Genomic DNA, 22430 nt, shown 5'->3' with positions numbered 1-22430 from the left:
ACTAGTCGGCCGGCGGACGATCGCCCGCGCTTGTGAGCAGCACTCAAGTTGTCCAGCGAGGCACCACTACGTGTCCTTGGCGTCACGCACCACCGGCCAACTGGTGTTGGCCGGACCTGCAGGCCATCACAACTGCTCGCCGAACCTGCACCTGAGGCGTGGGGCGAGGCGGCGACTGACAATTGTGATGGTCTGGCGGTCCGCGGCGTATCACACAGGCCCCGCCCGCTCGACCTCTCTTCGGGCTACAGCGTGACCAAACGGGATGCTCCTTCGACCAGAATGGTCGCGCTCTTCAAGGCCGCCTTGGCTTGCTGAGTACCGACGTAGACCATGCCGTAATGCGCACCGTCCTTGATGTCGAGCAAACGCCCGAGCGCCTTCGCCAAGATCTTGCCATCGGCACCTGCCTGCTCGACCAGCCGGATCGCCTGTCGGTGGTCCTGTCCCCGAGAGCGGCGCCCGAGTGTCGCACAGCAAGCCGCGTCGGCGGCCGCGATGCCAGCGAGTACTGCCATAGCAGCGGCAACATTGTCGTTGGCCAGCTCGTCATCGACCATGCCGACGAGCTCAGCAGCTTCCAAGAAGGCCCGTGCCTGATTCAGGCGCACGACCGCTTGCCCGCGATTGCATTCCTGCGTGCGGCCTGTCTGCGGGGTCACTGCCCAGCCTCATCACGGACGAGGGCGTTCATGAACGTCCGGAAGTCTGCTCCGTAGACGGTGACCGCATCGCGCCGCCAGTCCTTGACGATCGGCTCGTCCGCCCGGATGTGCTGGAGAAACCCCGGCCGGTCGAGCGTGTACGCCTGCAGGTGGTTGCCGCTCCAGCGGTACACCTGGTCGGCAAGATCGTCGACCTGGTCGAGCCGCTCCTGAGTCGGGTCTTCACCGAAACCGTGGATGATCAGCAGATCGATGTCGCTGTCGACGTCGCCGTCGCCCCGCGCCGCTGAACCGAAGACGCTCGCATGGTCCGGCTTGACCTGCCACGTCTCTATCGCCGCACTGATTGAGTCGAACAGCCGCTGACGCAGCGACACCAGTTCCATAACGGCATGCGCCGCCAGGTGATCGCGGTTCAGCGTGTACTGCACTGCGGCTCCGACCTCCGTCGCGCTGACAAGTCCGGTAGTCGCAAGCCGTCGCAGCACCTTCCGCGTCCCCGTCTCACTGCCAACTGCTGCCAACTGATGGACCTTGCTCCCGGTCAGTGGAGCTGTTGTGCGGGCCAGCACTTGAAGTACTGCACCCTCCAAGGAGGTGAGCACTGTGCTGACGGGGTTCGACATGTCCACGGCAACACTATAGTGCCGATATCGGCACTACTGTGCCGATATCGGCACCGTGGTGCCGATTGCAGCAAGTGATCAAGACAGTCGATGACGCTCAGGAAGTCGCTCATCACCACAGTTCGGGTACTCACCACTCCAGCCGACGCAGTCGATCGCGGGCGGCAGCCCGCAGGTCCCGGGCGGTAGCCCGGAGGAAGGTGGAGGGCGGGCGGGAGCGCGCGTAGTGGGCGCGACGCAGGAGTGACCGCGTAGCACGCTGGGGGAAGAAACTACGTAGCTCGGTAGGCCACGGTGATGTCGTAGCGGTCGGAGCGGTAGGTGCTTCGGCCGAATTCGATGACTTCGCCGGAGGCGGTGCGGGGGGCTGAGGTGATGATGAGGCAGGGCGTGGTGGGCGGGATCTCCAGGAGCTCTGCGTCGTCGCCTTCGGGTGGGGCGGCGACGATGGAGGCGGAGACCATGCCTAGGGCTACGCCCCAGCGTTCGGCGAGGATGCCGTAGAGGGAGTTCTGGGCCAGGTCGACTTCTTCCAGGCCGGGGTAGCGGCGGAGGGAGAGGGCGGTGCGCTCGATGGCCATGGGTTCGCCGTCGGCGGTGCGGAGGCGGACCAGGTGCAGGACGGGGGTGCCCAGGGGCTCTTCGAGCTCGCGAGCGAGGGTGTCGTCGGCGGCGCCTACTCGGTGTTCGAGGACTTTGGCGCCGGGGGTGATGCCGCGGGCGACCATGTCCTGGCTGAAGGAGGAGGCCAGCATCCTCGACGGGCGCGGTTCGGCGACGAAGGTGCCGCCGCCGGGGCGGCGGGCGGCCAGGCCTTCGGCCACTACGCGGTCGACCTCTTGGCGCACTGTCATCCGAGCCACGCCGAAGCGCTCGGCCAGGACGCGCTCCGAGGGGAGCACGGTACCGACGGCCAGTGAGCGGGTGAGGTTCTCCAGGATCTCGCGAATCTGGTCACCCTTGGGCCGGTCGGGCCGCAGCTCCGTGGGGAGATCGGCGAGGTCGCCGGGGTTGTTCCGTGGGCGGGCCATGAGCTCAGTATCCCTGGAATTCTGGCCGGCAAACCGGTTGCCGGGGGCGCTGACCGCGACCGTCGTGCTGATCGATCGGGTGCTTTCTGGACTCCGCGACGGCGCTGTCGCGGTGGACCATGTCAGCCCGACTGTAACCGCTGCCACCGACTCACGGCCAGTGACGAGTCAGGGTAGTTTTAACGTTATGCGTCGCGCACAGTTCGTGAACGAAAGTGGATCGAACGGCGAGTGGAAGCGGCAGGGGAACCGGTTCACCGACCGGATCAGCCGCGCTTCCACCTCGTCCCCCGGCGAGGGTCCGGACGCCGAAGGGCGCTGGCCGGTCGAGCCCGGGCGGTACCGCCTGGTCGTCAGTCTGGCCTGTCCCTGGGCGCACCGCTCGGTGATCGTACGGCGGCTGCTCGGGCTCGAGGACGCGATCAGCCTGGCCGTGGTCGACCCGGTCCGCGACGAGAAGGGCTGGCGGTTCACGCTCGACCCCGACGACCGGGACCCGGTCCTCGGCATCCAGTACCTGTCCGAGGCCTACCTGCGCACAGACCCGTCGTACGACGGCCGTGTCACCGTGCCCGCGATCGTCGACACGGTGACCGGGCTGGTGGTCACCAACGACTACCCGCAGATCACGCTCGACCTGTCGACCGAATGGGTCGACCACCACCAGGATGGCGCACCGCAGTTGATCCCCGACGATCGGGCCGAGATGGACCAGCTGATCGACGAGATCTACCGCGACGTGAACAACGGCGTCTACCGCTGCGGGTTCGCCACCGGCCAGGAGGCGTACGAGGCGGCGTACGACGCTCTGTTCGCCCGGCTCGACGTACTCGAGGAGCGGCTGCGCGACCGCGACTACCTGCTCGGCGACACGCTGCGGGAGGTCGACGTCAGGCTGTTCACCACGTTGGTGCGGTTCGATGCGGTGTACCACGGTCACTTCAAGTGCAACCGGAACAAGCTGACCGAGTTCCCGCACCTGTGGGCCTACGCGCGCCGGCTCTACCAGCGCGAAGGGTTCGGGGAGACGGTCGACTTCGACCAGATCAAGCGGCACTACTACGTGACACACAACACCATCAATCCGACCGGGATCGTGCCGAAAGGCCCGGAGGCAGCAGTCTGGACCCACGTAGACTGACGATCAGGTGTGCCGGGAAGTCTGGTCGGCGATGAGTCGACCGACCCCACACACAGCCGAAGGGCCCCGATGAGCACCCGACGCGTCTTCCCGAATCTGCTCGGCCGCGAGCGCGATTTCGTCGCAGACACCCTGCGTGCCGAGACGACCGGTGGAATGCTGCTGCTCAGCGCTGCGGTGGTCGCGTTGATCTGGGCGAACTCACCGTGGCAGGACGCGTACCACCACCTGCGGGAACTGCAGCTCGGACCGCTCACGGTCGAGTCGTGGGCCTCCGACGGCGCGCTCACGTTGTTCTTCTACCTGGCCGGTGTCGAGCTCAAGCGGGAGCTGGTGGTCGGCTCGTTGTCGAAGGTCAGCGAAGCCGTCGTCCCGGTCGTCGCGGCGATCAGCGGAATGGTGCTCCCGGCAATCATCTATCTCGCCGTCAACCTCAAGGACGGCAGGCCCGAGGGGTGGGCGGTGCCCACGGCAACGGATATCGCGTTCGCCCTGGCGGTGCTGGCGATCGTCGGCTCATCGTTGCCGAGCGCACTCAGAGCATTCCTGCTCACGCTCGCGGTCGTCGACGACTTCGGCGCGATCCTGATCATCGCGGTCTTCTTCAGCCACGGCTTCCGCCTACTCCCGCTGCTCGCGGCCGCCGCCCTGATCGTGGTCTGGTACGTCCTCCAGCGCTACCGCATCCGTACGGCGTTCCTGTACGTCCCGATCGCGGTCGCGACCTGGTGGTTCATGCACGAGTCCGGGATCCACGCCACGATCGCCGGTGTCGCGCTCGGGTTCGTCACCCGGGTGGTCGCGGATCCGGGCGAGGAACACGCTCCGGCCGAGCGCATCGAGCATCGACTACGCCCGTGGTCGGCGGGCGTCGCCGTACCGGTGTTCGCGTTGTTCGCGGCCGGTGTGACGTTGAGCGGTGACGCGATCCGGCAGCTCGTGACCGACCCGGTCGCGATCGGGATCGCCGCGGGACTGCTGGTCGGCAAGGCGATCGGGGTCTTCGGCGGATCGTGGCTGACCGCGCGCTTCACCCGTGCCGAGCTGAACAACGACCTCGAGTGGCGGGATGTCGCCGCGGTGTCGGTGCTCGCCGGAATCGGGTTCACCGTCGCGCTGCTGATCGCGCAGCTCGCGTTCGCCGGTGATGTCGCGCAGGTCGAGCGCGCGAAGGCCGCCGTACTGATCGCCTCCGTGCTGGCCGCGCTACTCGCCTCGGTGTTACTCGTGCGTCGCAACCGCCGGTACGCACGGTAGTGTCGGAGCACGGACGCACGGAAGGAGCACCATGAGCGGGGACGAGCCCACGGTCGGCCAACTGGTGGCCAAGGCCAGCAAGGACCTGTCCGACCTGGTCCGCAGCGAGGTCGAGCTGGCCAAGACCGAGCTCAAGAAGACCGCGGTCGCGGCCGGGACCGGCGCCGGGATGTTCGGTGGTGCGGCCTTCCTGGGGTTGCTCGCGATCATCCTGCTGTCCATCGCGCTGGGCTACGCCTTCGTGGCGATCGGCCTGCACCCGGCGCTCGCGTTCGTGGCGGCCGCTGTGGTCTATCTGATCATCGCCGGCGTGCTGGTGCTGCTCGGCAAGCGCGCGCTCGGCAAGGCGAAGGGCCCGGAGCGGGCGATCGAGACCTCGAAGGAGTCCGTCGAGGTGCTCAAGGCGATCGGCAAGGGCGACTGAGCCCGGCGGGTGTCGTCGACCTGCTGGTCGACGGGCCCTGGTCGCACTCGCTGGTGGCGGCGAACGGGGCACGGTTCCACGTCGCCGAGTGCGGAGCGGCCGATGATCCGCTCGTACTCTTCCTGCACGGCTTCCCGGAATTCTGGTGGGCCTGGCGGCATCAGCTCCCGGTCGTGGCGGCTGCCGGCTATCGCGCGGTCGCCATGGACCTGCGCGGGTACGGCGCCAGTGACAAGACACCCCGTGGTTATGACCCGTACACCGCGGCCGCTGATGTCTCGGGCGTAATCCGCTCACTCGGGGCGTCGGATGCGGTGGTCGTCGGCCACGGTTGGGGTGGCTTCATCGGGTGGTCGGCCGCCGTACTGGCGCCGCGTCAGGTCGGCGCACTAGCGGCCGTGTCGGCCCCACATCCCTTGCTGCTGGCGCGATCCGGCCGTGCACAAGCCATGCGCCGTACGGCGTGGTTCCAGCTCCCCGTCCTGCCCGAACGACGGTTGCTCGCGCAGGACGGCGTACATATCGAGCAACTGCTCCGCGACTGGGCGGCCCCCGGTGGTTCGTTCCCTGACGCGGAGGCGTCACGGCGGTATCGCGCGGCACTGCAGGTTTGGCCGGCACCGCATTGTGCGCTCGAATACCACCGCTGGTTCGCCCGATCCCGCTTCCGCCCGGACGGCCGGAAGTATTCGGCCCGCATGCGCACACCGGTCGCCGTACCGGTCCTGCAGATCAACGGAGCGCAGGACCCGGCCGTCTCCCCCACCGCAACGACGCCGGCCCACCTGGTCACGGCGCCACTGCGGCACGAACTCATCACCCCCGCCGGCCACTTCCCCCACGAGGAAACCCCGGAGCTCTTCAACACTCAGTTGCTGGACTGGTTGGGCGACCTCAGACAACCTTGACGCTGTACGAATCGGACGTCGTACAGCCGTAGGTGATGCTGACCTTCACCAAACGGCCAGACCCGTCCTGCACGATCGGGAGCACGATGATCTGGGCAATGTCCTTGGGGCAGACTGACGGGTTCCCTTCAGCCCACTGGACCGACGGCAGATCATCGAGGAACTGCGCGATCTGCTGCCGTTGCGCCGCTACCGGGACAATGACCTGCGCGTTCTCGGTGTGCGCCCGGCCGGTCGATGTGTCCGGCTGCAGGGTGCTGTGTCTGGGACCTGGCTGGTAGAGCCGGACTGCCTTCCAGCCGCCGGCCGGTTCGTGCTCCTGCGCGATGCGGCGGATCGCCATCGCCCAGACAGCGGTGTCCGACAAGTGCACGGTCGATGGCGTCGAGGTCGCGACCGGAGGTTGTTCGTCGGTGCGCTGAACGCCGTAGACGACACCGCCCAGCACCGCGAGTACGGCGGCGGCTGCGATCAGGATCGGGGCGAGATGCCGGCGTTTGGTTGCTGCTGGCAATGAATCTGTGGCGTGGTCGGCGAAGGTCTCGCGGAGGAGATCGCCGAGCTGGTCGTCGGTGAGTTTGGGCATGTCAGTCTTCCTCCTCGGTGGACAGGTGGTCGCGCAGGTTGGCCAGGGCCCGGGATGCGTTCGACCGGACCGTGCCGGTGGCGACGCCGAGGATGGTGGCGATCTCGTCGTCGGACAGGTCTTCGTAGTACCTGAGAACCAGTACGGCGCGTTGCTGCTTCGGCAGAGTTGTCAGCAACTGCCAGGTCGCGTCTTTGAGCGCCTGGCGGGAGCCGATGTCCTCGTCGGAGGGTCTGTCGAGCGGTTCGGCGAGCGGGAGTTCACGGTTCTTGAGGATTCGGCGCCAGCTGAGGAACTCGTTGACGACCATCGTGCGCAGGTAGGCCTCGGGGTGATCCAGACCGCTGATCCGGTCCCAGCGCCGGTGTGCCCGGGCGAGGACGGTTTGCACGAGGTCCTCGGCGCTGTGCAGGTTGCCGGTCAGCATCAGGCCGAGGCGGATCAGCCGGCGCTCGGTCGCGCGCACCAGTTCGTCGTACGTCACCGTTCCGTCCATGGTTGCCGTCACACTCCTCGAACGCGGCGACCGGGCGGATCTGCTGCATCCCTACGTGCAGGTTTTTGTGGAGACCTCTTGAGTCGCAGATGCGCCGTCGCGGGCGTCGTCGGAGACCTGCTCGGCGGTCAGCACGTAACCGGTGCGGTTGTCCTCGACCGAGGCCGCGAAGACCACGCCGTACACGGTGCCCTTGGAGGACAGCAGCGGGCCGCCCGAGTTGCCGGGGCGGACCGAGGCCCAGATCGAGAAGGCCTGGCGGGTGACCGTGCGGTCGCCGTAGATGTCGGGGCCGCGCAGTCGCTCCTCGGAGCGGATCCGGGCCGGCTCGGAGTCGAACGGGCCGTTCTCCGGGTAGCCGAGGACGACGGCCGGGTCGTCGGCCTTCGCGGTGAAATCGAACTGCAGCGGCTTGATGTCCAGCTTCGGCACGTACAGGACGGCGATGTCGACCTCGGGATCGAACAGTACGACGTTCGCCTCGTAGGACTTGCCGTTCACCTCGACCTGCGGTGCGCTGACGCCGGCCACGACGTGCGCGTTCGTCATCACGCGTTGCGGGGCGTAGACGAACCCACTGCCCTCGAGACCGCGCGAGCAGTTGGCCACGCCGGTGACCTTGGCGATCCGGCTGTAGGCCTGCCGTACGGCGGGCTGCCGCGCGATCGCGCTGTCCGGCGGCTGGGTGTCGCGGATCCGCTCCGGTACGAACGGGTCGAGGAAGCGGGGGAACAGATCGGTGTTCACTACGTCGTTGAAGGCCTGCAGCGCCTTGTCGGCACCGCTCGGCAGCACCTGGTCGACCTTGGCCAACACCGCCGACCCGCGGACCGCGGACGTGACGCTGGGGATCCGCGCGCCGCTCACCGCGACGCCGAGAACCCAGGAGACGATCAGGACCGAGGCAGCGGCCAGTACGGCGCCGCCGAGCGCATCGACCGCTTTGACCGGGTTCCAGGAGATCTTGTTGCGCAGCTTCGACCCGACTATCGCGCCGACCGTCCGGCCGATCGAGGCCAGGATCACCACCAGTACCAGGGCGGCGAACGACACCGAGACGCTCGGCGAGAAGTTGTCCAGCACCCGGGGTACGCCCCAGACGCCGACCGCGGCGCCGCCGAGCAGGCCGAGGGTGGCACACGCACCCAGCACGAAGCCTTCGATGTACCCCGAGATCGCCACCAGCAGCGTGACGACCACCAGCGCCCAGTCGAGGTTGCTCACTCCACACCCTCCGGATCGTTCCCGCCGAGGTCGTGCTCGATGGCGGTCATCCGCCGTACGTCCTCCGAACGGCGTCCCTCACTCCGCCAGGCCGCCTCGACCAGTCGGTCGGGTAAAGGTACGACGTTCGAGGGGTCCCAGTCGCGCGCCCAGCCGCCGAGCAGCAGCAATTTGTCCAGCAGCCCGGCGGTAAATCCCCAGACGAACAGGTCACCGACCAGGAACGCCGGCCCAGTGAACCCGGACGGATGGCGGCAGGTGACCCGCAGCGCCGGGTCGGCCAACGTCTGCACCGGGACAGTGAGCACCGAGGCCACCTCGGCCGGATCCACCACGGCCACCGGGGACGGCGTCCGCCACCAGGCCAGCACCGGGGTCACGCCGAAGTTGCTGACCGGGACCCAGAGCGCGGGCCAGGTCGCGAACGGTACGACGCCGTCCGGATCGAGCCCGGTCTCCTCCCAGGCCTCCCGCAGCGCGGTCCGGACCAGGCCTTCCGCACCGGTCCCGTCCTCGGGATCCACGCCACCGCCCGGGAACGCGATCTGCCCGGCATGTTTGCGCATCGTCCAGGAGCGCTCGGTCAGCAGCACCTCGGGACCGTCGTTGCCTTCGGCAAGCAGGATGAGGACGGCGGAGTTCCGCACCGACGGGTCGTCGGGCGGCAGGAAGCGGGACAGCAGGTTCGGGTCGACGTCCGCGGAGGCCTTCGCCAGCGGACGCAGCCAGTCCGGGATCTGTACGTCGTCGAACGTCACAGCGAAACCCCCAGCCGGTCCTTGATCGACTGCTCGAACTGCTGCTGCGAGGTGAACGCCCCGTTGTGCAGCGTGAACTTGCCGTCCTTGTCCACAAAGACCGTCACCGGCGGGCCGCCGACCTTGAACGGCGTGCGCACCAGCTTCTCGCGGTCGACCAGGTGCGGATAGTTCAGCCCGCGGTCGAGCGCGAACTTCACGGCCAGCTCCGGCCGCGTGTCCACGTAGTCGATCCCCAGCATCTGGAGCTTGCCGGCGGCCTTCTTCTGCACGGCCGCCAGGTACGGCGCTTCGTCGCGGCACGGCGGACACCATTGCGCCCACACGTTGATCACCAGCGGGCCGCGGAGGTCGGCCAGCCGGATATCCGGCCCACTGCCGAGACAGGGCAGCGTGATGTCGGGCAGACCGTTGCTCACCGGCGGCCGGGACTCGGTCGGCGGGCAGGCGACCAACTTGTCGGCTCCGGGAATCGCGCTCGCCCCGGAACCCGGCGTACCGGCTCCTGCTCCTGTTCCTGTTCCGCAGCCTGCCAGCACCGTGGCCAGGACGGCGGCCGCCAGCACGCGCCTCACGCGGCCGGGACCTTCACCAGCTTCGCGGCGGACTCGTAGTCGGTCGGACCAGCGCCGTACGACGGGCACCACTGGGCGATCGGGCAGGCGCCGCAGGCGGGCTTCTTGGCGTGGCAGCGGCGGCGGCCGTGGAAGATCAGCCGGTGCGAGAGCATCGTCCAGTCCTTCTTCGGGAACAGGTCGCCGATGATGTGCTCGACCTTGACCGGGTCCTCTTCCTCGGTCCAGCCGAACCGGCGGACCAGCCGGCCGAAGTGCGTGTCGACGGTGATCCCGGGGATGTCGAAGGCGTTGCCGAGGACGACGTTCGCCGTCTTGCGACCGGTCCCGGGGAGCTTCACCAGCTCCTCGAGCTTGCCTGGGACAACCCCGTCGTACTCGTCGACGAGGACCTGGCCGAGCTTCATCACGCTGTTGGTCTTGGCGCGGAAGAAACCGGTCGGCTTCAGGATCGCCTCCATCTCCTCGCGGTCGGCCTCGGCCATCGCCTGGGCCGTCGGATACTTCGCGAAGAGAGTCGGGGTGACCTTGTTGACCATCACATCGGTGGTCTGGGCGGACAGGATGGTGGCCACGAGCAACTCGAGCGGAGTCGTGAAATCGAGCTCACAGTGCGCGTCCGGGTAGGTGTCGGTGAGCACTTTGTGCATCTTCCGGGCCCGCCGGACGAGCTGGCTGGACGTCTCCTCGGCGAACACCGGGGCCTTACGGGGGAGCTTCAGCATCACCGTCTCCAAGGCCCCGGGGACGGGGTGTACGACGGCTTCCGCGACACGCTGGGATGGCATACCAGCCAGCCTACGTGGCGGGGCCGACACTGGAGGGGCTACGGTTTTGGGGCGAGCGGGTGGATACGCTCACCTCGCCGGGCGGGGCGATCCCCCGGCCGAAGACGTGGTCGAAGGTCCTAGGAGGCCCCAAAGTGGATGCCGCAGTGCTCAAACAGGCGCCGCTGTTCAGTCAGCTCGACGACGAGGCAGCCGACGCGCTGGCCGCCTCGATGACCGAGAGCCGGCTTCGCCGTGGCCAGGTGCTGTTCCACGAAGGCGACTCCGGGGACCGGCTGTTCATCGTCGTCGAGGGCAAGGTCAAGCTCGGCCGCACCTCCGCCGACGGCCGCGAGAACCTGCTCGCCGTCCTCGGCCCGGGCCAGATGTTCGGCGAACTGTCACTGTTCGACCCCGGACCGCGCTCGTCCACCGTCACCGCCGTCACCGACGCGTCGATGATGTCACTGACCCACGACGAGCTCCTACGCTGGCTGGCCGGCCGCCCCGAGGTGGCCCGCGGCCTCCTCCTGCAGCTGGCCTCCCGCCTGCGCAAGGTCTCCGACGTCGTCGCCGACCTGGTCTTCTCCGACGTCCCCGGCCGCGTCGCCAAGGCCCTCCTGGACCTCGCCAGCCGCTTCGGCCGCACCGCCGACGACGGCGTCCACGTCCACCACGACCTCACCCAGGAAGAGCTGGCCCAACTCGTCGGCGCCTCCCGCGAAACCGTCAACAAGGCCCTCGCCGACTTCGCCTCCCGAGGCTGGGTCCGCCTGGAACCCCGCTCCGTAGTCCTCCTGGACGTAGACCGCCTCCAACGCCGAGCCCGCTAACCCCCGCTCCGCGCCCCCGCCCGCCCGCCACACCCCGCCGTACGAGCACCGCCCGCCCGTCGGGCGAACCCCCCAACTCAGTGGCTATCCCCCGAGTTGGGGGGTTGCCCATCGAGAATCTCAGGGGGCACCCCCCCAGTTCGACGGGCCAGCCCGAGTGATCAGGCCCGGGCGAACGCAGCGCGGATGAGGGCAACGACCCGGGCGGGGTCCGCGAGGTCCGCCCAGGTGATCCGCACGACCTGCAGCCCGAGCGCGCGCAGGCGGTCCTCGCGGAGCTTCTCCTGGATCATGCGCTCACGCGTGTTGCCGGCGTACTTCACCATCCCGTCGAACTCGACGACGGTCCGGTAGCCGGCGAAGTAGAAATCGACCCGGCCAATAAACCCCAGAGCATCGGCGAACTCGGCCTGAAGCACCGGCGGCGGAAGCCCGTGAGTGTGCGCCAGCACCCGCATCCGCGACTCGCCGACCGACTCCGACAGCGGATTACTGAAGGCCAGCGCTGCCCTGGCGGTCGCACTTCCTGGCCAGAACTCGGTCGCCACCTGCAGACGTTGCCACTCATCCAGGCTCACGGGAACATCACGCCGTACGGCGTCCGCGCTGACAACGGCCGCCTCGAAGGACGTCGTACAGGCCATTTCGAGCAGGGCTCGGGGCACCGTTGTGGCGGTCAGACCACTCACCTCGGTCAGGTCCGCCTCCGTCAGCTTGCCGCGATGGTGGCGCACGCCGGCGATCCGACCGCCGCGGTGAGCGTCCATCCGGCTGACCTGTACCTCGGCCAGATCCACTCCCCAGAGCGGCACACCGTGGAGAGCGAGCGCCGACTGGTGGCTCACGGCAACGGTGTCTGCACCCATCGAGTTCATGACCGCATGGACGAGCCTCCGATGACTCAGCAGAAGCTGATCCCAGGGCGGCAGGTGGCTCAGATCGACCGCTTCGGCGTACTGGCCGTAGCGGATCCGCACCCACCGACGGTCCCGGATCCGGTCGCGGATCTGGTCAGGCGTATAGCCGCAGTCCGCGGCCTGCCCACGACTGAACACCCCGTTCTGCCCCTCCGCGAGCAGCTTCAGCTTCGGATTCACCCTCCAAGCATCAACTGCAACCCCGTTCCCCCGCTGCCACCAACCCCCAACCTGTGGATAACCCCGCCCCGACGGCCCTTCGCACAACCCCCCACCTCAGCGGTTATCCCCTCAGCTGGGGGGGTTGCCCATCGAGATTTTCAGGGGGCAAGGCCCCATCTCACAGGGCATCCCCTGAGTTGGGGGGTTGCCCGTCAAGGTGGGGGGTTGCCCGCTCAGATGGGGGTTGCGGGTTGGGAGGTGGGTGGGCTAGGGGGTGTGGAGGTAGTCGAGTTGGGCTCGGACGGAGCGTTCGGCGGCGGGGTGGAGGGTGGGGTCTACGTCGGCGTAGACGTGGGCTACTACGGCGGCTGGGGTGGTGTGGCCGGCGGCTAGGGCGGCGCGGACCTGGTCCAGGCGTTCGTGGCGGTGGGTTAGGTAGTGGGTTAGGACAGTGGCGGGGTCTTCGATGACTGGACCGTGGCCGGGGAGTAGGCGTTTGGGGGCGGCGGCTGAGTTGGTGAAGGCCAGGAGTTTTTCTAGGGAGTCGAGGTAGGGGGCTAGGGCGCCGTCGGGGTGGGCTACGACCGAGGTGCCGCGGCCTAGGACGGTGTCGCCGGTGAGGAGGGAGCCGTCTTGGGGGAGCCAGAAGCAGACGGAGTCGAGGGTGTGGCCGGGGGTGGGGAGGACCTCGACGCGGAGGCCGTCGGCGGTGATGACGTCGCCTTCGGCGAGGCCGTGGGCGTGGTCGGTGGGGATGCGGAAGGCGGGGTCGACGGCGCGGACGCCGCAGCCGGCCTGGTTGGCGAACCAGGCGGCGCCTTCGGTGTGGTCGGGGTGCTTGTGGGTGATCAGTACGACGGCCACGTCGCCCGCTGCCGCCAGCACGGCGCGGAGGTGGTCCTCGAGGAGCGGACCGGGGTCGACCACGATCGAGCGAGCGGTCCGGGGCGCGTCAGCAGCCGCGTCAGGTCGGTCTGCGGTGGGTTCCGGGGCGCGGAGGATCCAGGTGTTCGTGCCCTCGAGCGTCATCGGGCCTGGGTTCGGGGCCAGGACTCGGGTTGCGTAGTCGGTGACTCGTTCAGCGGTCACGGGAGCTCCAGGGCGGTGTTTTCGAGGTACGCGAGGTCGGATTCGATGCGGAGGGTCGGCATGATCGTCGGGATCTCGCGGTTCCCGGCGGCGGCCAGGGCGGCGGCGACGTCGTCGTACGGCGTGAGGTCGGCGCAGCTCAGGTACGTCGGGGGAAGCATCAGCGTGTCGCCGGAATCGACTGCGGTGACCGCGTCGGCGGGGCGGAGCCAGGCGACCTGGTCGGACTCGCTGGTCACGTCGCGGGTGATCTGGCCGGTCGGGAGGGCGGCGACGAAGAAGGCGGTGTCGTAGCGCTTCGGTTCGAACTCGGGGGTGATCCAGTGCGCCCAGGCGCCGAGCAGGTCGGCACGCAGGACCAGGCCGCGGCGGTGCAGGAAGTCCGCGAAGCCAACAGAGCGGGTCTCGAGAGCGACGCGGTCGGCCTCCCAGTCGTCCCCGCTGGTGTCGGCGACTACCGATGAGGCTGACGGACCGGCGAGAAGCACGCCGGATTCCTCGAACGTCTCCCGTACGGCGGCAGCGACGTACGCGGAGGCTGTTTCCGGCGAGCAGCCGAGGCGGTCGGCGAACCACGACGGTGGCGGACCGGACCACGAGTCGGCGACCGTCGCGTCGGTCGGGTCGACGCGGCCGCCCGGGAAGACCGTCATACCGGCGGCGAACGCCATCGTGCGCTGCCGTCGGAGCAGGTAGACCTCCGGGCCGGCGGCGGTGTCGCGGAGCAGGATCACGGTCGAGGCGGGACGTGGTTCCGCAGGGGTCCGGGACTCCCGGACATGCGCGAACGCCGCCTCGGCCATCCGGCCGGTCAGCGGCTCGGACCTCAGATCCCGCACCATGCACTCAGCCTCCGATTTGGCTGCCTAGCCACCCAAATCGGGGGTTCTGCACCGTTAACCACGGTGGAGAACCCCCAAAACCCCTGCCTAGCCAGCCAAATTGCGGTCGGGGCGGCGGGGGTGGGCTGGGGTGGGTCAGACCTCGACGATGAGTTCTACCTCGACGGGGGCGTCGAGGGGGAGGACCGGTACGCCGACTGCGCTGCGGGCGTGCTGGCCGATGTCGCCGAAGACGGCGCCGAACAGTTCCGAGGCGCCGTTGGCGACCTGGGGCTGACCGGTGAACTCCGGGGTCGAGGCGATGAACGCGACGGCCTTGACGATCCGCTTGATCTTCGCCAGGTCGCCGATCTCGGCCTTGACCGCGGCCAGGGCGTTCAGCGCGCACTGCTGCGCGCACTCGCTCGCGACCTCGGGGGTGACGGCGTCGCCGACCTTGCCGGTGGCGATCAGGGTGCCCTCGCGCAGCGGCAGCTGACCGGACGTGTAGACCAGGTTGCCGGTCCGGACGGCCGGGACGTAGGCGGCGACCGGCTTGGCCACCTCCGGCAGCTTCAGGCCGAGCTCGGCCAGCTTCTCCTCGGGGTGGCTCACTTGGACTCGATCTCCCGCTTGAAGTAGGCGACCAGGTTCTCCGGGTTCATCCCCGGGACGACCTGGACCAGCTCCCAGCCGTCCTGGCCGAAGTTGTCCAGGATCTCCTTGGTCGAGTGGACCAGCAGCGGCGCGGTGAAGTACTCGAACTTCTTCATGAGGGCGACTCTAACGGGCGTGAACCCGGTGTGCCGTGGGCCACGTCCTACTCTGGTCCTTATGGCGCGACTCCACGTGGTCACCGGCAAAGGCGGCACCGGGAAGTCGACCGTTGCCGCGGCCATGGCGCTCGCGCTGGCCGAGCAGGGCAAGCGGGTGCTGCTGGTCGAGGTCGAGGGCCGCCAGGGCATCGCCCAGCTCTTCGACGCGCCACCCCTCCCGTACGTCGAACGCAAGATCGCGACCGGGGTCGGCGGGGGCGAGGTGTTCGCGCTGGCCGTGGATGCGGAGGCTGCACTGCTTGAGTACCTCGACATGTATTACCACCTGGGTCGTGCTGGGAAGGCGCTCGACAAGGTGGGGGCGATCGACTTCGTGACCACGATCGCGCCCGGACTGCGCGACGTACTGCTGACCGGCAAGGTTTACGAGGCGACGCGGCGCAAGGCGCACGGGAAACTCGCGTACGACGCGGTCGTGCTGGACGCGCCGCCGACCGGGCGGATCGGGTCGTTCCTGAACGTGAACCACGAGGTCGCCAATCTCGCCAAGGTCGGGCCGATTCGCAACCAGGCGGACGCGATCATGGGGATGCTGCGGTCGGATGTCACGCGGATCCACCTGGTCACGCTGCTGGAGGAGATGCCGGTCCAGGAGACGCTGGACGCGGTCGAGCAGTTGGAGGCGCTGGACCTGCGGATCGGGTCGGTCGTGGTGAACATGGTTCGGCACAGTCCGCTCGACGAGGACGCGCTTGCCCTTGCGGTGAAGGAGAAATTGCCCGCGACGGAGTTGTCGAAGGGGTTGCGTGCGGCCGGAGTTGCCGTGAGCAAGGAATTGGTGGCGACGCTGGCGGCGGAGGCGCGGGACCACGCGGTGCGGGTGGGGTTGGAGCGCGAGAACCGCGACCGGATAGATGCCCTAGGCAAGCAAGTCACCGAGCTGATGCTGCAGCCGGAGGGGATCGATCACGGCACCCTGATCGACCTGGCCGAGGAGTTCCGCGCATGAGCGAGCTGGATCTGGATGCGTTGATTGACGACCCCGGGATTCGGATTGTGGTGACTTGTGGGTCGGGTGGGGTGGGGAAGACGACGACCGCGGCGGCGCTTGGGTTGCGGGCGGCGGAGCGGGGGCGGAAGGTCGTCGTACTGACTATTGATCCGGCTCGGCGGTTGGCGCAGTCGTTGGGGCTTACCGAGTTGGACAACACGCCTCGGGCGGTTGCCGGGGTGGGTGGTGACGGGCAACTGGACGCGATGATGCTGGATATGAAGCGGACCTTTGACGAGGTCGTGCTGGCTCATGCGACGCCGGAGAAGGCCGAGCAGATCCTGGCTAATCCGTTCTACCTCGCGTTGTCGTCTTCGTTTGCGGGGACGCAGGAGTACATGGCGATGGAGAAGCTCGGGCAGCTGCACAAGCAGGCTGAGGCTTCTGGCGACTGGGACTTGATCGTCGTAGATACGCCGCCGTCGCGGTCGGCGTTGGACTTCCTGGATGCGCCGGAGCGGCTTGCGTCGCTGCTGGAGGGGCGGTTCCTGCGGTTGTTGTTGGCGCCGGCGAAGGGGCCGTTGCGGTTGATGTCGACGGCGGTGAACATGGCGATGTCGGTGATGAACAAGGTGCTCGGCGCGCAGGTGTTGACCGATGTCCAGACGTTCGTCGCCGCGTTCGACACGCTCTTCGGCGGGTTCCGGCAGCGGGCTGACAAGACGGTGGCGCTGCTCCGGGAGCCGCATACCGCGTTCCTCGTGGTCGCGGCTCCGCAGAACGACGCGTTGCGGGAGGCGTCGTACTTCACCGAGCGGTTGCGCGAAGAGAACATGCCGCTGGCGGGCGTCGTACTGAATCGGGTGACGAACTCGGAGGCCACGGATCTGTCGGCCGAGCGGTCGCTTGCGGCGGCGGAGAAGCTGGAGGAGGCGGACAAGTCGCCGCTGACGGCCGCGCTGCTCCGGCTGCACGCGGACAAGATGCAGCAGGTGGTCGCCGACCACAAACGCGCCGACCGGTTCAAGCGAGGGCACCGGTCGATCCCGACGGTCGAGGTCCCGGCCCTGGCCGACGACGTCCACGACCTCACCGGCCTACGCCAGATCGGTGACCTGCTGACCGCCTGAGCGAGGCGGAGCCCCCCTCCATTTCACCCTCAGCGAACGCCGAGCACCTCGGGAATGACCTGGTGGGGGCATTGGTTGAGCCTGTCAGACTCAATCTTTGGATAAGGGTGTGACAGCGTGACCGATACGTTGAATCTTCCGGTTCTGCCGCTGGACGACATCGTCGTTCTGCCGGGAATGGTCGTGCCGGTCCGCCTCGCCGACAGCGAGGCGCGAGCGGCCATCGACGCCGCGCAGGCCTCGGGTGCCGACCAGGTGCTGCTGGTACCGCGGCTGGACGGGAAATATGCCAAGGCTGGGACGCTCGGCGAGATCGAGCAGATCGGCCGGCTGCCGGGCGGAGCCCAGGCAGCAGTGATCCGCGGTACGGCGCGGGTTCTGATCGGCGCCGGGACCACCGGTCCGGGTGCCGCGCTCTGGGTCAGCGCGACCCAGTTGCACGAGATCACCGACGCGCGGTCGGCGGAGCTGGCCCGCGAGTACAAGAGCCTCGTCACCTCGGTGCTGGAGCGCCGTGGCGCGTGGCAGGTCATCGACTCCGTGAAGCAGGTGACCGACCCGGCGGAGCTGTCCGACCTGGCCGGCTACGCGTCGTACCTGAGTGACGAGCAGAAGTCCGAGCTGCTGGAGAACGCGAACGTCACCGAGCGGCTGGAGAAGCTGATCGGTTGGGTGAAGGACCACCTGGCCGAGCTCGAGGTCTCCGAGACGATCCAGAAGGACGTCCAGGAGGGTATGGAGAAGCAGCAGCGGGAGTTCCTGCTGCGCCAGCAGATGGCTGCGATCCGCAAGGAGCTGGCCGAGCTGGATGGCAAGGCCGAGTCCGAGGAAGAGGACTACCGGGCCCGCGTCGAGGCTGCTGACCTGCCGGAGCACGTGGCCAAGGCCGCACTGGCGGAGGTCGACAAGCTCGAGCGGACGTCGGACCAGTCCCCTGAGGTCGGCTGGATCCGGACCTGGCTCGACACGGTGCTCGAAGTGCCGTGGAACGAGCGCAGCGAGGACAGCTACGACCTGCGCGAGGCGCGGGCTGTGCTGGACGCTGACCACTCCGGTCTGGACGACGTGAAGGAGCGCATCACCGAGTACCTGGCTGTACGGCGTCGCCGCGCGGACCGCGGTCTGGGTGTCGTCGGCGGTCGCCGGAGTGGCGCCGTACTGGCGCTGGTCGGGCCTCCTGGTGTGGGTAAGACCTCCCTGGGTGAGTCGGTGGCGCGAGCGATGGGCCGCAAGTTCGTCCGGGTGGCACTGGGCGGTGTGCGGGACGAGGCCGAGATCCGCGGGCACCGGCGTACGTATGTCGGCGCACTGCCGGGCCGGATCGTCCGGGCGATCACCGAGGCCGGTTCGATGAACCCCGTCGTACTGCTGGACGAGATCGACAAGGTGGGTGCGGACTACCGGGGCGACCCGACCGCCGCCCTGCTGGAGGTCCTCGACCCTGCGCAGAACCACACCTTCCGGGATCACTACCTGGAGGTCGAGCTGGATCTGTCCGACGTGGTCTTCCTGGCCACGGCGAACGTGCTGGACTCGATCCCCGGTCCGCTGCTGGACCGGATGGAGCTGGTGCAGCTGGACGGGTACACCGAGGAGGAGAAGGTCACCATCGCCCGTGACCACCTGCTTCCGCGACAGCTGGAGCGGGCGGGCCTGACGGCGGACGAGGTGACGGTCGAGGAATCGGCGCTGCGGCTGCTGGCCGGGGAGTACACCCGCGAGGCCGGCGTCCGGCAGCTCGAGCGAGCGATCGCTCGGGTCCTGCGGAAGGTCACCTCAAAGATCGCCCTGGGCGAGTCGGAGGGTGCACAGACCATCGGTGACGGTGATCTGAAGGGCTATCTGGGTTCGCCGCGGTTCACACCGGAGTCTGCGGAGCGTACGTCGCTCCCAGGCGTCGCGACCGGATTGGCGGTGACCGGTGCGGGTGGTGACGTGCTCTTCATCGAGGCGTCGCTGGCCGACAAGGAGACCGGCCCGACCGGAGTCACGTTGACCGGGCAGTTGGGTGACGTGATGAAGGAGTCGGCGCAGATCGCCCTGTCGTACCTGCGCTCACACGGCGCGGAGCTGGGACTGCCGGTCAGCGACTTGGCCGAGCGGAACACCCACATCCACGTGCCGGCGGGCGCCGTACCGAAGGATGGTCCTTCGGCCGGCGTGACGATGACGACCGCGTTGGCGTCGCTGCTGTCCGGACGGCCGGTACGGTCGGAGGTCGCGATGACCGGTGAGGTGTCGCTGACCGGGCGGGTGCTGCCGATCGGCGGTGTGAAGCAGAAGCTGCTCGCCGCACACCGGGCCGGACTGACCACGATCCTGATCCCGAAGCGCAACGAGCCCGACCTGGACGACGTACCGGAGTCGGTGCTGGCTGAGCTGACCGTGCACCCGGTGAGCGACGTACGGGAAGTGCTGGATCTGGCGCTGGAACCGGCCCAGGTGGACGCGCGGCAGTACGCCGCCTGACACCCGCCGTTTGACGGCTGTTGTGACGAGGGCCTGAGCACCTGCTCGGGCCCTCGTTCTTTAGGATGAACTTTGTCCAGACGCTGTGACGCAATTCACAGCGCGAGCGGTAACCCGAAAAGCCGGTCACGTAGTCTTAACAACCATGCGCGTACGGGAGAAGGGCGATCGTGGGGTCGTCCAGTCGGTGGTTCTGTTCCTCGGAGTGAGTGTGCTGTCGGGCGCGCTGGCAGCAGGTCTCGCAATGCCCCTGGCAGGGCTGGCCGGGTTCACGACGGAGAAGACGTCGGAGACCCTGCAGGACCTGCCGCAGCAGTTCGACGAGGTGCCGCTGAAGCAGAAGAGCACCATCCGGGCAGCCGACGGGTCCGTCATCGCCACCCTCGCGGACAAGAACCGGGTCCCGGTCAAGCTCAGCCAGATCGCGCCGATCATGCAGAAGGCGATCGTCGCGATCGAGGACGACCGCTACTTCGAGCACGGCGCGCTCGACCTCAAGGGCACCCTGCGCGCGCTCGCGGTGAACCAGACCGAAGGCTCGGTCCAGCAGGGTGGTTCGAGTATCACCCAGCAGTTCATCAAGATGAGCCTGATCGAGAAGGCGAACACCCCCGCCGAGGTCGAGGCCGCCACCGCCGCCACCCCGCAGCGCAAGATCGCCGAGCTCCGGTACGCGATCGCCGCCGAGAAGGAGTTCTCGAAGACCGAGATCCTCGAGAAGTACCTGAACCTGGCGAACTTCGGCGACGGCGCCTGGGGCATCCAGTCCGCCGCGCAGCACTACTTCCGGGTCGACGCGAAGGACCTGAACCTGGCCCAGGCCGCGATGCTGGCCGGCATGGTGAAGAGCCCCACCGCCTACGACCCGACGAACAACATGAAGCGCTCCAAGGACCGCCGCGACGTGGTCATCCGCCGGATGCTCGAGCTGAAGGTCATCTCGGTCAACCAGGCCAACCTCGCGCTGAAGGCTCCGGTCGTCGACCCGGCCAAGGTCCGCAAGAACCAGATCGGCTGCGGCAACTCGCCGTACCCGTTCTACTGCGAGTACATCGTCGCGCAGCTCAAGGAGAACCCGGCCTTCGGCAAGACCCCGAAGGACCGCGCCAACTACCTGAAGACGGCCGGTCTGACCATCCGGACCTCGCTCGACCCGAAGATCCAGGCGGCCGCGCAGAAGTCGATCGACGAGCACACCAAGCCGGACGACGAGGCGATCGCCGCGATCACCATCGTCGAGCCCGGGACCGGGCTGGTGAAGGCGATGGTGCAGAGCCGGAAGTACGGCAACGGCAAGAACCGGACGTCGTACAACTACAACGTCGAGAAGTCGTACGCCGGTGGCTTTGGCGGCTTCCAGAACGGTTCGACGATGAAGGCCTTCACGATCGCGGCGGCGATCCAGAAGGGCTACTCGATCAACTACAAGATCAACTCGCCGAGCCCGCTGCACATGGGCGGCCAGAAGTTCAGCACCTGCAACGGTACGGCGGGGGTCGAAGACAGCTACAGCCCGACGAACTCGACGAAGAACGTGCCGGACCCGACCATGATCCAGGCGGCGCAGAAGTCGACCAACACCTACTTCCTGCAGCTGTCCCAGAAGGTCGGTCTGTGCCCGATCGCGACCCTGCTCAAGTCCCTCGGGATGTACAACGCCCAGGACGGTGAGCCGCTGGAGCAGGTCCCGTCGATGACGCTGGGCGTCGGCTACATCACCCCGCTGCAGCTCTCGAGCGCGTACGCCGCCTTCGCCGCCCGCGGCAAGTACTGCACGCCGTGGCTGGTCACCTCGGTCCGCGACGCGGCCAACAAGTCGCTGAAGATCCCGGGTCAGGACTGCAAGCAGGTGCTGCCCGAGGCCGTGGCCGACGGGGTCAACGAGGTGCTGCACCAGGTCATGGAGCCGGGCGGTACCGGTAACCGGCTGAAGTTCGGCAACAGCGACCTGGCCGGCAAGACCGGAACCATCCAGGAGGCCAAGGCCGTCTGGTACTCCGGTTACTCCAGCAAGCTCGCCAGCGCGGCCGTGGTGGCCGACGCGAGCCCGCCGTACAAGCGTCTTTCCGGTCAGACCCTGGACGGCCAGGACATCAACGACGCCTCCGGCTCGATGACCGCCGGTCCGCTGTGGAAGACCGCGATGCAGAACGCGCTGAAGTACTACCCGACCACGCACTTCACCGCGCCCGACGAGAAGACCCAGCGCGGTAACAACGAGGAGCTCCCGTACGTCAACGGCATGAACCCCGACGACGCCGCGAACAAGCTCCGCCAGGCCGGCTTCGAGGCCCAGATCAGCCCCGACCCGGTCAACTCCGACGAAGCCGCCGGCACCGTCGCCTACACCGACCCCCGCCGCCGCGACGGCGCCCCGGCCGGCTCAACCGTCACCATCTTCGTCTCGAACGGCAGCCGAGGTAACAACAACCAAGGCAACAACGAGAACGAGAACGAACAAGGCGACCCAGGCGACAACCAGCCCGGCGGCGGAGGCACCCCCGGCTGCCAACCCTGGGACCCCAAATTCCCCAACTGCTGACCAGGCCGGCGTGGGCGGACCGCCCCCACTCACCAACTCTGCCTAGCCTGCTCGGTTCACGCTCAGCGCGACCTGCCCGGACCGCCCAGGAGCGGGTTGGTGAGTGGGGCAGGTCCGCGCCCCACACCCACCCCGCGGTCTACCGGACCAGCAGGTCCCCGATCAGCACCGGGAATCCGAGGAGCAGACGCTCCGGCCGGCGCCGCGTACCCGATAACCACATGACGTCCGTCGAATCCCGT

23 protein-coding genes are annotated in these 22430 nt (G+C 68.1%); 9 read left to right on the top strand and 14 right to left on the bottom strand.

Going from position 1 to position 22430, the window contains the following annotated elements; all coding sequences use genetic code 11:
- Nucleotides 1-245: 245 nt before the first annotated feature.
- From ABD231_RS09545 to ABD231_RS09535, 3 genes are all read right to left on the bottom strand, one after another.
- The gene (locus ABD231_RS09545) at nt 246-662 is read right to left on the bottom strand and encodes a hypothetical protein (protein WP_344148283.1); all 417 of its coding nucleotides are present in this window, start codon (nt 660-662) and stop codon (nt 246-248) included.
- Nucleotides 659-1291, bottom strand: coding sequence for a nucleotidyltransferase family protein (locus ABD231_RS09540; RefSeq protein ID WP_344148314.1), 633 nt, complete (start codon nt 1289-1291; stop codon nt 659-661). Before ABD231_RS09540 ends, ABD231_RS09545 begins: the two co-directional genes overlap by 4 nt.
- Before the next feature lie 272 nt (nt 1292-1563).
- Nucleotides 1564-2322 carry a GntR family transcriptional regulator gene (locus ABD231_RS09535; protein WP_344148280.1) on the bottom strand — a complete coding sequence of 253 codons (759 nt, stop codon included), beginning with the start codon at nt 2320-2322 and terminating at the stop codon, nt 1564-1566.
- 187 nt (nt 2323-2509) lie between these two features.
- Between ABD231_RS09535 and ABD231_RS09530 the strand changes: the two genes are divergently transcribed.
- The 4 genes from ABD231_RS09530 to ABD231_RS09515 all read left to right on the top strand — a co-directional run bounded on the left by ABD231_RS09530 (nt 2510) and on the right by ABD231_RS09515 (nt 6052).
- On the top strand, nt 2510-3463 hold the full coding sequence (locus tag ABD231_RS09530) for a glutathione S-transferase family protein (RefSeq protein WP_344148277.1): 954 nt from the start codon (nt 2510-2512) through the stop codon (nt 3461-3463).
- Between the two features lie 69 nt (nt 3464-3532).
- Nucleotides 3533-4720 (top strand): Na+/H+ antiporter NhaA, encoded by a 1188-nt coding sequence (gene nhaA, locus ABD231_RS09525; protein WP_344148274.1) that lies wholly within the window; start codon nt 3533-3535, stop codon nt 4718-4720.
- Between the two features lie 31 nt (nt 4721-4751).
- Nucleotides 4752-5144 (top strand): phage holin family protein, encoded by a 393-nt coding sequence (locus tag ABD231_RS09520; RefSeq protein WP_344148271.1) that lies wholly within the window; start codon nt 4752-4754, stop codon nt 5142-5144.
- 53 nt (nt 5145-5197) lie between these two features.
- Complete coding sequence (locus tag ABD231_RS09515) at nt 5198-6052, top strand: alpha/beta fold hydrolase (protein WP_344148268.1); 855 nt, start codon at nt 5198-5200, stop codon at nt 6050-6052.
- On the opposite strand, the gene ABD231_RS09510 is transcribed toward ABD231_RS09515, so the two are convergent.
- Genes ABD231_RS09510 through nth form a run of 6 tightly spaced genes read right to left on the bottom strand, consistent with a single transcriptional unit; the run spans nt 6039 to nt 10479 of the window.
- A complete protein-coding gene (locus ABD231_RS09510) occupies nt 6039-6638 on the bottom strand; it encodes a hypothetical protein (RefSeq protein WP_344148265.1) in 600 nt (199 codons plus the stop codon). The genes ABD231_RS09515 and ABD231_RS09510 overlap by 14 nt on opposite strands.
- A 1-nt stretch (nt 6639) precedes the next feature.
- Nucleotides 6640-7134: a SigE family RNA polymerase sigma factor gene (locus ABD231_RS09505; protein WP_344148262.1), complete on the bottom strand. Its 495-nt coding sequence runs from the start codon at nt 7132-7134 to the stop codon at nt 6640-6642.
- A 51-nt stretch (nt 7135-7185) separates the two neighbouring features.
- The gene (locus ABD231_RS09500; RefSeq protein WP_344148259.1) at nt 7186-8358 is read right to left on the bottom strand and encodes a MarP family serine protease; all 1173 of its coding nucleotides are present in this window, start codon (nt 8356-8358) and stop codon (nt 7186-7188) included.
- Nucleotides 8355-9116: an NUDIX hydrolase gene (locus tag ABD231_RS09495; RefSeq protein WP_344148256.1), complete on the bottom strand. Its 762-nt coding sequence runs from the start codon at nt 9114-9116 to the stop codon at nt 8355-8357. Before ABD231_RS09495 ends, ABD231_RS09500 begins: the two co-directional genes overlap by 4 nt.
- Nucleotides 9113-9691, bottom strand: a complete 579-nt coding sequence (locus tag ABD231_RS09490) for a TlpA family protein disulfide reductase (protein WP_344148253.1) — start codon at nt 9689-9691, stop codon at nt 9113-9115. The genes ABD231_RS09495 and ABD231_RS09490 overlap by 4 nt, the downstream gene beginning before the upstream one ends.
- The gene (gene nth, locus ABD231_RS09485) at nt 9688-10479 is read right to left on the bottom strand and encodes an endonuclease III (protein WP_344148250.1); all 792 of its coding nucleotides are present in this window, start codon (nt 10477-10479) and stop codon (nt 9688-9690) included. The genes ABD231_RS09490 and nth overlap by 4 nt, the downstream gene beginning before the upstream one ends.
- A gap of 134 nt (nt 10480-10613) precedes the next feature.
- Here nth and ABD231_RS09480 point away from each other — a divergent pair, with 134 nt between their 5' ends.
- Nucleotides 10614-11291, top strand: coding sequence for a cyclic nucleotide-binding domain-containing protein (locus ABD231_RS09480; RefSeq protein ID WP_171678263.1), 678 nt, complete (start codon nt 10614-10616; stop codon nt 11289-11291).
- A 161-nt stretch (nt 11292-11452) separates the two neighbouring features.
- Here the strand turns inward: ABD231_RS09480 and ABD231_RS09475 are convergent, their stop codons facing one another.
- From ABD231_RS09475 to sp36, 5 genes are all read right to left on the bottom strand, one after another.
- Entirely contained in the window at nt 11453-12388 is a 936-nt protein-coding gene (locus ABD231_RS09475; RefSeq protein ID WP_344148246.1) for a hypothetical protein, read from the bottom strand.
- Between the two features lie 249 nt (nt 12389-12637).
- The gene (locus ABD231_RS09470; protein WP_344148243.1) at nt 12638-13459 is read right to left on the bottom strand and encodes an MBL fold metallo-hydrolase; all 822 of its coding nucleotides are present in this window, start codon (nt 13457-13459) and stop codon (nt 12638-12640) included.
- The gene (locus ABD231_RS09465) at nt 13456-14301 is read right to left on the bottom strand and encodes an NUDIX hydrolase (protein ID WP_344148240.1); all 846 of its coding nucleotides are present in this window, start codon (nt 14299-14301) and stop codon (nt 13456-13458) included. The genes ABD231_RS09470 and ABD231_RS09465 overlap by 4 nt, the downstream gene beginning before the upstream one ends.
- Nucleotides 14302-14436: 135 nt before the next feature.
- Nucleotides 14437-14895 carry a RidA family protein gene (locus ABD231_RS09460; RefSeq protein ID WP_344148237.1) on the bottom strand — a complete coding sequence of 153 codons (459 nt, stop codon included), beginning with the start codon at nt 14893-14895 and terminating at the stop codon, nt 14437-14439.
- Nucleotides 14892-15053 (bottom strand): Sp36 family protein, encoded by a 162-nt coding sequence (gene sp36 / locus ABD231_RS09455; RefSeq protein ID WP_132413438.1) that lies wholly within the window; start codon nt 15051-15053, stop codon nt 14892-14894. The genes ABD231_RS09460 and sp36 overlap by 4 nt, the downstream gene beginning before the upstream one ends.
- A gap of 61 nt (nt 15054-15114) precedes the next feature.
- On the opposite strand from sp36, the gene bagA reads away from it, so the two are divergent.
- The 4 genes from bagA to ABD231_RS09435 all read left to right on the top strand — a co-directional run bounded on the left by bagA (nt 15115) and on the right by ABD231_RS09435 (nt 22188).
- The gene (gene bagA, locus ABD231_RS09450; RefSeq protein ID WP_344148234.1) at nt 15115-16065 is read left to right on the top strand and encodes an ATPase BagA; all 951 of its coding nucleotides are present in this window, start codon (nt 15115-15117) and stop codon (nt 16063-16065) included.
- Nucleotides 16062-17177: an ArsA family ATPase gene (gene bagB, locus ABD231_RS09445; protein ID WP_344148231.1), complete on the top strand. Its 1116-nt coding sequence runs from the start codon at nt 16062-16064 to the stop codon at nt 17175-17177. Before bagA ends, bagB begins: the two co-directional genes overlap by 4 nt.
- Nucleotides 17178-17294: 117 nt before the next feature.
- On the top strand, nt 17295-19646 hold the full coding sequence (gene lon, locus ABD231_RS09440; RefSeq protein ID WP_344148228.1) for an endopeptidase La: 2352 nt from the start codon (nt 17295-17297) through the stop codon (nt 19644-19646).
- A gap of 145 nt (nt 19647-19791) precedes the next feature.
- Nucleotides 19792-22188 carry a penicillin-binding protein gene (locus tag ABD231_RS09435; protein WP_344148225.1) on the top strand — a complete coding sequence of 799 codons (2397 nt, stop codon included), beginning with the start codon at nt 19792-19794 and terminating at the stop codon, nt 22186-22188.
- Nucleotides 22189-22430 lie beyond the last annotated feature (242 nt).

The sequence above is a fragment of the Kribbella yunnanensis genome, from assembly GCF_039529655.1.
GTDB lineage: Bacteria > Actinomycetota > Actinomycetes > Propionibacteriales > Kribbellaceae > Kribbella > Kribbella yunnanensis.
The sequence above is the reverse complement of the archived record's forward strand: the minus strand, read 5'-3'. Positions and strand labels throughout refer to the sequence as shown.